At 31.7% G+C, this 12,731-nt stretch carries 13 protein-coding genes; 1 reads left to right on the forward strand and 12 read right to left on the reverse strand.

What is annotated here, in order from left to right; genetic code table 11:
- Nucleotides 1-22 precede the first annotated feature (22 nt).
- From AC13CQ_RS10990 to AC13CQ_RS11015, 6 genes are all read right to left on the reverse strand, one after another.
- Complete coding sequence (locus AC13CQ_RS10990; protein WP_474506695.1) at nucleotides 23-820, reverse strand: anti-sigma factor; 798 nt, start codon at nucleotides 818-820, stop codon at nucleotides 23-25.
- Nucleotides 820-1,350 (reverse strand): RNA polymerase sigma factor, encoded by a 531-nt coding sequence (locus tag AC13CQ_RS10995; RefSeq protein ID WP_008615424.1) that lies wholly within the window; start codon nucleotides 1,348-1,350, stop codon nucleotides 820-822. The genes AC13CQ_RS10990 and AC13CQ_RS10995 overlap by 1 nt, the downstream gene beginning before the upstream one ends.
- Nucleotides 1,351-1,451: 101 nt before the next feature.
- The gene (locus tag AC13CQ_RS11000) at nucleotides 1,452-2,033 is read right to left on the reverse strand and encodes a superoxide dismutase family protein (protein WP_008615422.1); all 582 of its coding nucleotides are present in this window, start codon (nucleotides 2,031-2,033) and stop codon (nucleotides 1,452-1,454) included.
- Nucleotides 2,034-2,040: 7 nt separating this feature from the next.
- The gene (locus AC13CQ_RS11005; protein ID WP_335587615.1) at nucleotides 2,041-2,658 is read right to left on the reverse strand and encodes a YceI family protein; all 618 of its coding nucleotides are present in this window, start codon (nucleotides 2,656-2,658) and stop codon (nucleotides 2,041-2,043) included.
- A gap of 106 nt (nucleotides 2,659-2,764) precedes the next feature.
- Nucleotides 2,765-3,475, reverse strand: a complete 711-nt coding sequence (locus AC13CQ_RS11010) for a DUF2490 domain-containing protein (RefSeq protein ID WP_474506696.1) — start codon at nucleotides 3,473-3,475, stop codon at nucleotides 2,765-2,767.
- A gap of 135 nt (nucleotides 3,476-3,610) precedes the next feature.
- Complete coding sequence (locus AC13CQ_RS11015; RefSeq protein ID WP_474506697.1) at nucleotides 3,611-4,483, reverse strand: diacylglycerol/lipid kinase family protein; 873 nt, start codon at nucleotides 4,481-4,483, stop codon at nucleotides 3,611-3,613.
- A gap of 13 nt (nucleotides 4,484-4,496) precedes the next feature.
- On the opposite strand from AC13CQ_RS11015, the gene AC13CQ_RS11020 reads away from it, so the two are divergent.
- Complete coding sequence (locus AC13CQ_RS11020) at nucleotides 4,497-5,516, forward strand: App1 family protein (RefSeq protein ID WP_317133728.1); 1,020 nt, start codon at nucleotides 4,497-4,499, stop codon at nucleotides 5,514-5,516.
- A gap of 1 nt (nucleotide 5,517) precedes the next feature.
- Here the strand turns inward: AC13CQ_RS11020 and AC13CQ_RS11025 are convergent, their stop codons facing one another.
- The 6 genes from AC13CQ_RS11025 to AC13CQ_RS11050 form a co-directional block, all read right to left on the reverse strand.
- Complete coding sequence (locus tag AC13CQ_RS11025) at nucleotides 5,518-7,161, reverse strand: M1 family metallopeptidase (RefSeq protein ID WP_474506698.1); 1,644 nt, start codon at nucleotides 7,159-7,161, stop codon at nucleotides 5,518-5,520.
- 31 nt (nucleotides 7,162-7,192) lie between these two features.
- Nucleotides 7,193-7,759, reverse strand: a complete 567-nt coding sequence (locus AC13CQ_RS11030; RefSeq protein WP_456865943.1) for a YdeI/OmpD-associated family protein — start codon at nucleotides 7,757-7,759, stop codon at nucleotides 7,193-7,195.
- Nucleotides 7,760-8,671, reverse strand: coding sequence for a hypothetical protein (locus AC13CQ_RS11035; RefSeq protein ID WP_474506699.1), 912 nt, complete (start codon nucleotides 8,669-8,671; stop codon nucleotides 7,760-7,762).
- A gap of 65 nt (nucleotides 8,672-8,736) precedes the next feature.
- Nucleotides 8,737-9,564: a dienelactone hydrolase family protein gene (locus tag AC13CQ_RS11040; protein ID WP_008615401.1), complete on the reverse strand. Its 828-nt coding sequence runs from the start codon at nucleotides 9,562-9,564 to the stop codon at nucleotides 8,737-8,739.
- A 202-nt stretch (nucleotides 9,565-9,766) separates the two neighbouring features.
- The gene (locus AC13CQ_RS11045) at nucleotides 9,767-11,101 is read right to left on the reverse strand and encodes a M28 family peptidase (RefSeq protein ID WP_335587607.1); all 1,335 of its coding nucleotides are present in this window, start codon (nucleotides 11,099-11,101) and stop codon (nucleotides 9,767-9,769) included.
- 155 nt (nucleotides 11,102-11,256) lie between these two features.
- The gene (locus AC13CQ_RS11050) at nucleotides 11,257-12,552 is read right to left on the reverse strand and encodes a VOC family protein (RefSeq protein ID WP_474506700.1); all 1,296 of its coding nucleotides are present in this window, start codon (nucleotides 12,550-12,552) and stop codon (nucleotides 11,257-11,259) included.
- Nucleotides 12,553-12,731 lie beyond the last annotated feature (179 nt).

Genomic DNA, 12,731 nt, shown 5'->3' on the forward strand with positions numbered 1-12,731 from the left:
ATAAAATATGCAGTTTTCTACATTACGATTGTACGACACCTAAAGTATATAGTTGCTCCATAGTTGGAGTTTCACTACCACCTGCTGGCTCCAAGGTTATACCAAAGGCTTGAGATTTATTAGGGTTTTGTAGCTCAAATACCTTGTTTTCATCGTTAACAAAATCAGCAAGTAGTCCAATGCTGGTAGGAGTCAAAGGATCTAAAGTTAAAGACCAAACTTGATAAACCTTCCCCTCTGGAGGTTCTGGTAATCCAAGCGCATCTATATAAACCACCTCTTGGTCTTTTTTCCAATACACTTTAGCATATGATTGAGGCGATACATTTTGACCTCCTAAGTTAATGGTAGTAATGTCTTGTGCTCTTATAAGTGTTACTAATTCTTCCGCTTTTTTAAGGTCTTGACTTGCTTCAGCAATTTTAGCTTCTAAAACTGCATTTTTAGCATCTGACGATTGTAATTGGTAATTTAAATTGTTGTTTTGGTTTGACAAATAGAATAGTCCACCAGCCAAAATAACAGCAGCTGCCCAACCAGTATAAGCTGCCCAGTTTATTCTTTTTTGTGGAAGAGAAACTACTTTGGTTTCTTTTTCATTAAGAACATTGGCTTTAATTTTATCATAAAGTTTTTGAGCATCTTTAGGAGCTACTGCTGCAGTTAGTTTAATAATTACAGTTTCAATATCTTCAACCTCTTCTTTTAGCTCAAGATGTTCTTTTATGGCTGTAGAGACTTCTTCATTTTCTTTTTCAGAAAGTACTCCAGCCACATAAAGCTCTAAAATCCCTGATTCTATGTATTCTTTTATATTCATTAGTTAAGTAGCATTTCTCTTAAGTTGGCAATACAATTTCTATTTCTTGTTTTAACAGTTCCGATAGGAATGTTAAGTTCTTCGGAAGCTTCTTTTTGAGTAAATCCTTTAAAGTACAATAACTCTATAATGGATTTACAAGTTTCTTTAAGCTTCTTTACATATTTGGAAATTCCTATTGCATCAACTTGTTCATTTAAATTATCATGTGCATTTAAAATATCTACGAAATTTTCAGAACTAAGGTTTTTCTTGTCTTTATTAAAGTCTTTAGACCTTGTTTTGTCAATAGCTGCATTTCTTGCTATATTGAGCATCCAAGTAAAAATACGTCCTTTAGAAGGGCTATATGTTGCTGCTTTATCCCATATTTTTATAAAAACATCTTGTAGGATCTCTTCGGCTATTTCTTCATTTTTAACTATATTGTAAATAACGCCAAAAAGGCTTTTAGAATAGTTTTCGTATAACACATCGAAGGCTTTGGGGTCTTTTTCTTCAATACGTTTTATTAAAAGCTCTTGCTCCATATAAGGTGTAGATTAATTCTTTAAAGTAACAAATTTGTTTTTAATCTGACAAAAAAAAGGCCATCTATTAAGACAGCCTTTTCAATTTTATAATTTTTTACTTACAAAGCAATAGCGCCACAACTTACACGTTTTCCTGCGTCACCACTTGGTTGTGATGTAAAATCGTCTGTACCTTGATGTACAATTACACTTCTTCCTACAACATCTTTAAGGTCATCTCCGCAATCTATACACCATTCGTCTGTGGAAAAAGTAATGGTTCCGTTTCCATTTTCATCGGCAGTAAAATTACCTATATCACCTTTATGATATCCTTCTTTGCTGCCCCATTCTCCGTGCTTACTATGCGTTGGATTCCAATGCCCATTGGCAGATTTTGCATCAGGAGCACTACAATCTGCTTTTTCATGTAAATGGATAGCGTGAGGGCCAGGTTCTAGACCGTCAAAAACTGCTGTCATTGTTACTGTTCCATCTTTTGCTTCAAACACAATATTCCCACTTACATTTGAGTTACTTTTAGAATCCATAGAAACCTTAACTTTTTTGATTTCTTCTTTCTTATCTACTGTAACTTCTTTTTTGTCAGTAATTTCTTCTTTCTTACTTTCTTTGTTTTGTTTACAGCTAACTCCAATAATAAGTGAGCAAGCCATAAACATTATGGCTAATTTTTTCATGTTTTAATTATTTTCCTATTGTTAAATTTAATTCTACATCTGTCCATGTTTTATCTTCATGGAGTATTTTACACGCTTCATGAATAGCATTAAATGCTTTGTTTGCTGAAAAATCTTCAATCATATCAATAGATCCCGATAATAAAATCTCTTTTTCAGTAGCAGTATACTCAAAAGGAATATCTTTAGTTACATCATTCATTTGAATACTTATAACAGCTTTATTTCCTTCAAAACTTTTAAAAGTTCCTGTTATTTTAGGATTGGCTAGATTATCAAAGAAAAACTCTTTTAATTTAATATCTCTAGTCGGGTCTTTTGTGTCGATGCTTGCAGTTACAATTTCGAAATTAGCATTGGTTAACATCTCAGTTATATTTCCTGAAGATGTGTTAGTCAACGTTATATCTTTAAAAGTACCTTTTACACCTACCTTTTTAGGAGTTTTAAAAGCTGTAAATTCTAATGAATGTCTTAAAGAAGTTTCTTTTTCTTTGGCTTCTTTTGGCATTGTAGTTTCTTTTTCTACAACCGTATTTTCAGAATTCTTATTATTTTCAGATTTTTTACATCCAATAACAGTAATCATTAGAATTGCTGCTACGAGCAAACTTATTTTTTTCATGTTTGTTTTTTTTAGTTAAATCTAAATTAAGAAGATATAAGTCAACTCCAAAATATAACAGAGGAATTAACGTAGTTTTCACGTATTGAGAGACAGTATTTATTTATTATTTCTGTAAAGCTTTTGCAATAAAATCTGTTCTAAAGGCAACAGTTAAAGAAATTCTATCAAAACTAATATCACTAAAATGGTTTTTAAGGTATCCTAATTGAAATGCTAAATCTTTAGAGAATTTATAACGAATCCCGCCAAATAAACGATTTTGATTAAAGAGATCTGGCTCAAAATTGATCATAATTTCATCAGAAACTACTAAATGCCAGTTTTCTGTAATAGGGTAGCTTATTTCTAGATAATATCGAAATCTGTGTAGAAGTTCTGTGTACCCTAAACTATTTACCCAACGTTGTTCAAGTCTGTAACGGTGCAAAAAATTAAATTTCCCTAAATTATTTCTAAGGATAAATTGTTCATAAATTCTATTTTCTGCTGAAGTAATTTGGTTTTCATTTTTATCATAGGAAGAGGTGTCTATATATCCATATCCTGCGGAAACCATGGCTTTATTAGAAAAATGATAATTTATTGCGGTTCTTAAAAGTGTTTGATTAAAATTATGAGCAAATTCATAATATCTAAATTGAGCTTCCGTATGCCAACTAAATTTTTCGGAAATCATATTTGTACCGTTAAAAGCAAACCAACTTCCTAATTGGTCTCTTCCTCTTTCTTGTGAAGAAAGTGTATTTGTTGAAGTAATTAAAAGTAAGGTTATTATGATGGTTTTAAAGAATAAATTCATTTTTGAAAATTGCATTTTGTTGCTTGGTTTTAAGAGTTGATATTTCCTGTTGGCTATTTATATAATTTTTTATAATTCAACTTAAATTTACTTACTAAATAAGGTTTTTCTTATTTAGTAATGAGAAAGGCATTAATAATTTTGTGGGATTTAGTATATTATTTGGGCTTGTTTGGAAAATATTTTAGCTTCTATTTTTTTTGTCTTTTCAATATATTCCCCGTCTATTTGAAATGGAATAACTTCTTTTGTGGTTATTTCTACAGCATCGGTAGCAATCATCTCCACAAAATCTTCATCAAAAGGAATCTCATTAAAAATTGTTTGTAAAATTTTTCCTATTTGCAAAGATTTGAAAATTAGGACTTCAAACTTTCCATCGTCAAGCTTTCCTTTTGGGTTTATTACAGCACCGTTTCCATATTTTTGGGAATTAGCAATGGCTATCATCATTGCATGTCCTTCCTTTATAGTTCCATTTGCAACAATTTTAAAACGGAAAGTCTCCTTAAAATCTATAAGTGTAGGAATAGATTGTAAGGCATAACCTAGTTTACCACGGATGTTACTTTTGTCATAGTTTTTCACTAAGGAAGCATTAATTCCTATATCGCTTATATGAATGGCGGTTTCTCCATTAATCTTTAAAATATCCATAGGTTTAGCATTTTTGTTTAATGCTAAATCAATAGCATTATTTAAGTCGGTTGGAATCCCTAAATCAACAGCTAATCCATTAGCGCTTCCAGCAGGGATAATTCCGAGTGGGATATCAAACTTTTGTAGGGCTTCTACACATAACTTTATAGTTCCATCCCCGCCTGCTACAAGTACTCTTTGTGGAGAGTTTTCTTTTAAAATAGAAGTTATTTCTTGAATATCATGCTTTCCAGAAGTTTTATAAATAAGTAGGTTCTTGCCCTCATTTAAAACTTGCTTTTCAACTTTTTGGATAAGTATGTCCTTATCAATATCACCAGAAATAGGATTAACAATCAATAAAATGGCGGGAATATGAGTCATCTAAAAAAGTATTTTGACTAATTTAATCAAAATAAGTAAATTGTATCTTAAAGAAAACGTAAATAGATTTATGAAATTCGACCTCACTTTGTATAGGGGATATGCAAACGAAAAGCAAATAATTTTATTCGGACATGTATTTAAATCTATTGCTCCAGACTATTTGTTAAACGATAAAAAAGGATATAGGCATGCTAAAGGTGTGTTTGAAATGTTTACTATAAAAACACTGAACAATGCTTTGGTGAAAGTAAGTTTTCAAAATCAAGAAATAACAACACGTACGGTTAATGATGGGTATTTTAGAATTTGTATTCCTTGTGAAAATATAAAAGCTGGATGGCATAATTTTACTGCGGAAGCCTTTTATGAAGACTATAAAGTAACCGAAAAAAGTGAATTTCTAAAACCTTATCCCGGTAAAATAGGTGTAATATCTGATATTGATGATACTTTTTTGATTTCTCATACCAACAACTTATTTAAAAAGCTTTATGTTTTACTTACTAAAAATGTAAAAAAGCGTAAGATTTTTGAAGATGTAGTAGCACATTATTCACTTTTAAGTAGAGCAGGGAGGGAGGATAAAATGGAAACAAATACCTTTTTTTACGTATCGAGTAGTGAGTGGAATTTGTATAGCTTTATTCTCAATTTCACACAGCTTCATAAGTTACCAAAAGCGGTATTCAAATTAAAAAAAATTAAAAGCGGACTAACAGATTTTCTTTTTTCGGGGAGAGGGAGTCACAATCATAAGTTTAATAAAATAAAAGATATTTTAGAGTTTTACCCTGAAATGCGTTTTGTTTTAATGGGAGACGATTCGCAAAAAGATCCTTTTCTGTATGCTAAAATTGTAAAGTATTTTCCTGAAAATGTGGAGGCAATTTATATTAGACAAACAAAGTCAAAACAAAATAGCAAGACCGTAAAAATGCTTCAAGAAGTAGAAGCTTTTAAAATACCGACTTGCTATTTTGAGCATAGTTCTAAAGCTATAGAACATTCTAAAAAAATAGGACTACTCTAAATTATATTTCCTGATTTAAGATGTAAAAGTCTTCATCAACTTTAAACTCCTTAATTGGGGTGTCAGCATTTACCTCTTTCCAATCTTTATTAGGATAGATCCATTGTTCTTTTTGGTTAATAAATACTTGAATTGGCATGTCAAAATCCTCAACAATATCGGTATATCTAAATTTAAGAGTGTTGTTGTTTATGCTGTATTCTAATTTAGGAATCATTACGGTTCTTAAATATTGGTTGAAGAAAGCGGTAAGGTCAATTCCAGTTTCCTCAGACAAATAACCTTCTATTTGTTGCGTAGTTACTGTTTGATGGTAAAATTTTTCTCCCAAACCTCTAAGTATTGAACGCCACTTTTCATCGTCTTCTACCAGTTGACGAAGTGTATGAAGCATGTTTGCGCCTTTGTAATACATATCTCCAGAGCCTTCGTTATTAACATTGTATTTTCCAATAATTGGAATGTCATTTTGAATGGCTTTTCGAGTTCCAATTACATATGCAGCAGATGCTTCTTTTCCGTAGAAATAATCTAAAAACAGATTTTCAGAATAGGCGGTAAAACTCTCATGAATCCACATATCTGCAATATCTTTATAGGTAATATTATTTGCAAACCACTCGTGACCGCTTTCATGAATAATTATAAAATCAAATTTCAATCCCCAACCAGTTCCAGACAAATCACGACCTAAATACCCATCTTGATATTTATTTCCGTAGGTAACAGAGCTTTGATGCTCCATCCCTAAATAGGGTACTTCTACAAGCTTGAAACTGTCTTCATAAAAAGGATAAGGGCCAAACCAATGCTCAAAAGCTTCCATCATTTTTGGTGCTTGTTTAAACTGTTCTTTTGCTTTATCAAGGTTGTCCTTCAATACATAATAATCCATGTCGAGAGTTCCTTTTTCTCCTTCATATTTTTCACCAAAATGAACATAATCCCCAATGTTTACATTCACCCCATAATTATTAATTGGGTTGCTTACAAACCAATGAAAAGTCTTAGTTTTCTCATGTTCATCAACTCCAATTAGTCTTCCGTTGGAAACGTCCATTAAGTTTTTTGGCACGGTAACACTTATTTTCATACTGTCAACCTCGTCATACATATGGTCTTTGTTTGGCCACCAAACGCTAGCTCCCAAGCCTTGACAAGAAGTAGCTACAAAATCATTTCCGTTTTTATCTTTTTTCCATGAAAATCCACCATCCCAAGGAGCCCTAATAGCTTCTTTTGGATGTCCAGAATAATACACAACCACCTCATTGTAGTCGCCTTTATTTTGTTTTTCTTTTAGATGAATAAAATGAGCATTTCCTTCCGAAGTAAAGGTTAGTTCTTTATCATTTTGAGTAACTTTTTCAATCTTTAAAGGAGGTTGCAGGTCTACTTGTAGGGTTTGCGCTGAAGAAAGAACTTTATAACGGATTGTATTTTTTCCTGAAATGTATTTCTTTGAAGGTTCTACAGCAACATCCAAATGGTAGTAATTTAAATCCCACCATGCTCTTTCTGGGGTAATACTTCCTCTTAATGTATCTTGTCTTGTAAACTGTTCTTCGTTATGAAACAATCCTGTTTTTTGTGCTTTAGTAGTAGCTACAACGCATAATAATGCTATTAAAAATATTCTTTTCATTATAAATAGATGAGATGAAAGGCAAAGCTAATCAATTTCTAGATTTTATATTTTGTTTACAGAGGTTAATAATTTCTTTAATTCTCTTCTCTCTAGTTTGCTCTCTTTTAGCTTGGTTAAGCCAATAGAGATAGCTTTTTTGATAACTTTTGCTAAATGTAAGGTAATTTTTAAATGCGATTTCATTTGCATCAAAAGCTATTTGAAGGTCTGTTGGGATAATTAAATTTTCAACATCGTCTAGGGCTGTCCAGGAACCATTTTGTTTAGCAACTTCAATTTTTTCATACCCACTTGGATGTATTAATTTTAGTTCCTCTAGCTCTTTTAAATGATTTTTATTGACTTTACTCCAAACACTTTTTGGTTTTCGAGGTGTAAAATATTGGATTCTCTTTTCATCATTTATTTTTTTAACGGTGGCATCAATCCAACCGTAACAAAGAGCTACTCTAACTGCTTCTTCCCATCTCATGCTTTGCTTCGGACTGCTAACGGTATAGAGAACAAGGTAAATGCCTTCATAATTTTGATGGTTATTATGTAGCCATTCTCTCCATTCTTTATCGGTTGGAAAATAGAATTCTGGAATTTTCATTTATTTTGTTATCCAATTTACTAAATCTTTTCTGTTTACTATCGACCAAGAATGTGGGTGTCTCTCACCATTTGCCCGATAACCTCGATTTTTCGTACTTATCAATTCGATATTTTTATTTCCGAATTCGGTCTTTAATTTATCTGATAATTTTTGAATATAAAAAGCATTTAAATCCTCATATTCATTTTTTGCATATTCTTTCCACCATTTTAAATCAGGTTCTGTATAAAATCTAATTTTTAATCCTTTCAATCCTTTAAGATTGTCAATATTTTCCGTTTTTAATGTATAAGGTGAATTCTGTTCGTAAGATTTAATGCTATCAGACGGATTTCCAAATTTTTTATCAAACATATTTTTAATCCAAGTTGATTCTTGGATTGATGATTCTGAAAAATTAAGTTTTAAATTCTTTTCGGCAGTTCGATAAAGTCCAAGGAGGTCAATAGGTGAATCTACTATAAAAACACCTTTCGGTTGAATTTGACTTTTATTCTTTTCAAGATAATCACAGATTAATAAACTTACGTTTCCTCCACTCGAAAATCCACCAACAAATATATTTTCCTTAGATAAATTTTGTTCTCGGATTATATCTGTTAATTGTTTGGCTAATTCTTGTTTTTCTTTTTGGTTTAAATATAAACGCTGATTTAAATTCATTGCTAAAACTGAAAAGTTGTTTTTTATACTCATCTCCGCAATTTTAAATTCAGATAAGGTGTTTTCTGCATCGCAAGGAAAGCAAGGAAATAAAATCAATAGTCCCTTTTGATTTTTAGTTTTTATAAGTTCATATTCGGAAGTCTTTATAATTTCAAATTTAGACTTTTCAGTTAGATTATTTTTCTCGGATTTTCCTTTACAGGAAATTGCAATTAAAACTATAATTATTATATATTTTTGCATTTCTTAAATTGTGATTAACCCTTACATAAAAATACTTTTTAGCCTTTTAATACTAGGTGAGCATTTTACTTTAAAAGCTCTAAAAGTCGTTTCCAAGCCTGGTTATGTGCTTTCTTATTACCTTCCTCGGCATTTTCTTCTGCACCACTTCTCATAAAGGCATGTCCAGCATCTTCATAAATAATGGGTTCATACACCTTGTTGTATTGTTTCATAGCTTCTTTGGTAGTTAGAATAGTAGCATTTACTCTATTGTCATTTCCGCCATAAAAACCATAAACAGGAGCTTTAATATTTTCTAGAACTGTTTTGTTGTCTGGAGCTGTTCCGTAAAAAACAAAAGCTTTTTCTATGTTTGGATTATTGGTGGCATATCTAAATGTTTGAGAACCTCCCCAGCAGAAACCAACTACAGAAATATTTCCAGTCCCCGCAGGATCTTTCTTTAAATATTCGTAAGTGGTTTGTAAGTCTTTAGTAACTTGGTCTGGATTGAGGGCGTATATAGCTTCTCGGGCTTTGTCGGTGTTTTCAAAATCTGTTGTTTTTTCAATGCCTTCAACAGTATTCGAAATTAAATCTGGAGCAATTACCAAATATCCTTCAGCAGCAAGCTTATCAGCAAAAGAACGTGCCCAATCATTCAAACCACGGTTTTCATGGATTACAATAACAGCATCGGTAGCAACATTGCTTTCCGGATATACTACAAAGGCTTTAAAAGTTCCATTCTCTCTTTTAAGGTCGACCCACTCGTGGTGTCTTTGAGATTCGGATAATTCGTTACTTATTTCAGATACGGCGTTAGCAACTACGTCTTTCTCTTTATTGGGTTCTGTTTTACACGCTGTTAATATTAAAACAGCAAATAAGGATGTCAAAATGGTTTTCATAATTGGTGCTTTTTTGATTAATATCTATGTTTAAATCCCTCATTGGGGGTTTTATTCCCCAAAGCCTGTCCAGAGTTTACCGAAGGGCTCTAAGTCAAAATGGACTAAATTATTATCTTTTGAATACCTCGTATGCTTGCCTTTAGGTAATTTATTATATTGAAAATCAAATAAATAGCTTGAGTGTAGCTTCTTCCAAAAGTTAGTTTTTAATAATTTCATTTGGAAAAACTACCACACTTTCATTTCCATTTTCTCCTACAGCAGCTACTCCAAAAAAGAAATTATCAATAACAACGCCTTCTAATGTAAAAGAAGTTGTATTTTCTACATAACGTGAATGATCCCATGTAGGAGAAGTTGTATCTCTCCAATATATTTTATAACCTTTAGCGCCATCTATTTTATTCCATTCTAATTTGGCTGAGGCTTCTACAATACCACCAATAGCAACTTTTTTGGGTGCTGGTGGAGCCCAAGCAATGGACGCTAAATTAATAGCATTCACTGCAGTTAGTTTTGCTGCATATTCAAAATTAACGTGTTTGAGAACATCTCCGTATTCAATGCCATTTTCGGTTCTAATATCTTGGTGTTGTTGTGTGTAATTTTCATGAGCTTCCATAATTCGGATTCCAGCAAATCCAGCATCGTTAAATGGACGATGGTGCCCTCCGCGACCAAAACGGTCAAGACGATAAATTAACATAGGATTCATTTCTGGCATATATGTTTTTACATTTGCGTGTACATATCTTGCCAGTTGTCTTGAGATTCCATCAACTTCACCCCCATAAAACCTACGAAGGGTTCTTTGTTGTTCTGTTTCTGTTGGAGGAGTAGGTTCAGAAAAAATTCTAAAATCGGTATTGCTAATAATTCCATCAACGCCTTTTATGTTTCCAATCATATCGTTATTAAAAATCCCGATAATTTCCCATCCTTTTTCTTTAGCATATGCAGCCAAGCCTTTTCCTCCAAATAGTCCTTGCTCTTCTCCAGAAAGTCCAACATAGATTATACTATTTTCAAACTTGTATTTGGAGAGAACTCTAGAGGCTTCAATAGTACCTGCCATTCCGCTAGCATTATCATTTGCTCCTGGAGAATCTGACTCGAAATTATTAGCGTCAGAAACACGAGAATCAATATCGCCACTCATAATAATATAGCGATTAGGATATTTGGTTCCTTTTTGAATAGCGACTACATTATTTACCCAAACGTCTTTAGTAATTCTATTATTTTCGCCTTTTTTAACTAAATTTTTCTGATAGAAAACTTCTAAACAATTATCACAATCAGAAGAAATAGTTTCAAATTCACTTTTTATCCATCGTCTTGCAGCTCCAATTCCGCGAGTTTTAGAAACGGTATCGCTTAAGGTGTGTCGTGTTCCAAAACCGACTAATTTTGTTACATCGGTTTTAATTCTTTCCGCAGAAACATTATTTATAATATCATAAATTCTAGAATCTGTTTGCGCAGCTAAAATACTGCAAGTGGTGAGGGTAAGAAGGAATAAAAATTTTTTCATAGAAAGTTTTTAACTAATTAAGAATGAGACTTAAAAATATTTGAACACTTTTATAAGGTGTATTCATTTAATAAAATGACTTTCTAAAGATAAAAAAATGTATGGTTTCTTGGAGGATATTAAAATTAAATAAAATTTTGCGGCATTTGTACGAGTTAATCATTAATGGAATTCCCGATAATTTCGATAAAAGTACCGTCGTAATCTTTAATCAAGAGAAATGTTTTTCCATTACTTAATGTAATAGGAGTGTTTCCTAAGAGTTCCACATTGTTTTTATATATTCTCTTTAAAAAAGGGTCGACAGAATCTACATTAAGTGTTATATACTGAACTCCTAAATCTTGTTGGATATAGTTAGGTTGCCAATCTTTATGCTTTCCAAAACTCATCAATTTAAACGCTGTAGTATAATCATTGTTTTCTAATTGTAGTACCGTAACTTCTGTGCTTAATCCATTTGTTAAGCCTGATTCTTTTCCAAACTTTTTGTCAATAGAGAACTTCCACATTTCTGTCATTCCTAAAATATCTTTGTAAAATGTAAGCGATTTCTCTAAATTATTTACAACCACTCCAATGTCAATAATTCCCATTTTAGTTTTTCTAGGAGAATTAGCCGATTTTTTTACAGCTACTATTGCGATTGATTTTCCATTTGGACTAATAGCTAATCTTGATATTTTATGAAGGTTATAATTTTTTAAAGAGGCAATTGGAGTCCAACCTTTTTTATCTGACGGATCAAACAAATATAAAATATCATCTTTTCCCATTAATATATTCCCGTCTGGAGTCCATGTGTAATCTTCAGAACCTTCTAATATACTTGTAATAAGTTTTACTTGCCCGGTGCTAAGATCAAAGGTTTTGATGCTATTGGGAATACTCTTTTTGTCAACAAAACTAATGAGGTTTGTATTAGGTATTTTTTGGATACATCTACCTATATTTTTAGTTAATGTAAAAGTTGTTTTGTTATTTAATTCATGGACTTCCAGCTTGGAACTATCTGCTATTTTACCAATGGTATAGGTTACAATAGTATTTTTGTCAAACCAAGTGTAATAGCCAATTTTTAGGTTTTTTATAAGCTCAGTAGCATTTCCATTTTTTATATCATAACTATATAATAACTGTTTGCCATCTGTATCTAACCGTATGGCGGTAAACATATTAGGGAGATAACCCATTTGAGGAGAAAATTCGCTTCCAGGAGTATTAGTTATCCATTCTTGGGTTTCTTTTTGTAAATCTACATGCTTTATATCTGTTTGTTTATTTCTTGTTGAAGAATATAATATGTTGTTATTATTTACAAAATAAGGTTGGTTGTTGTACTCAGTTGGATTATTTGAGAGGTTTATAGGATTTGTTAATCGATAGGATTTATCCATATCAAACAAAAAAACTTCAGTTGGGTTTTGAGCCCCTAAATGAAGTGTGAACATAAAAAGGGAAATGTAAATTGCTTTCATAATTACAATAAGTAAGCCAATCAGAATAAACAAAAATGATTTATTTGATTGGCTAGTATTAGTTTAGAGTACTAATTTTACGAAAGAATTTTATAAATAGATATAAAAATCTATCATGCACATTAAAAAATCGATAAAAGTGAAACTTTTAT

This window comes from Galbibacter sp. L-19 (assembly GCF_056857615.1).

Coding starts and splice junctions, on each gene's coding strand:
- AC13CQ_RS11030 (WP_456865943.1), bottom strand. CDS start 7,759: ATGAAAATTCCAGAATTCTATTTTCCAACCGATAAAGAATGGAGAGAA.
- AC13CQ_RS11040 (WP_008615401.1), bottom strand. CDS start 9,564: ATGAAAACCATTTTGACATCCTTATTTGCTGTTTTAATATTAACAGCG.
- AC13CQ_RS11045 (WP_335587607.1), bottom strand. CDS start 11,101: ATGAAAAAATTTTTATTCCTTCTTACCCTCACCACTTGCAGTATTTTA.
- AC13CQ_RS11050 (WP_474506700.1), bottom strand. CDS start 12,552: ATGTTCACACTTCATTTAGGGGCTCAAAACCCAACTGAAGTTTTTTTG.
- AC13CQ_RS10990 (WP_474506695.1), bottom strand. CDS start 820: ATGAATATAAAAGAATACATAGAATCAGGGATTTTAGAGCTTTATGTG.
- AC13CQ_RS11005 (WP_335587615.1), bottom strand. CDS start 2,658: ATGAAAAAAATAAGTTTGCTCGTAGCAGCAATTCTAATGATTACTGTT.
- AC13CQ_RS11015 (WP_474506697.1), bottom strand. CDS start 4,483: ATGACTCATATTCCCGCCATTTTATTGATTGTTAATCCTATTTCTGGT.
- AC13CQ_RS11010 (WP_474506696.1), bottom strand. CDS start 3,475: ATGCAATTTTCAAAAATGAATTTATTCTTTAAAACCATCATAATAACC.
- AC13CQ_RS10995 (WP_008615424.1), bottom strand. CDS start 1,350: ATGGAGCAAGAGCTTTTAATAAAACGTATTGAAGAAAAAGACCCCAAA.
- AC13CQ_RS11035 (WP_474506699.1), bottom strand. CDS start 8,671: ATGCAAAAATATATAATAATTATAGTTTTAATTGCAATTTCCTGTAAA.
- AC13CQ_RS11025 (WP_474506698.1), bottom strand. CDS start 7,161: ATGAAAAGAATATTTTTAATAGCATTATTATGCGTTGTAGCTACTACT.
- AC13CQ_RS11000 (WP_008615422.1), bottom strand. CDS start 2,033: ATGAAAAAATTAGCCATAATGTTTATGGCTTGCTCACTTATTATTGGA.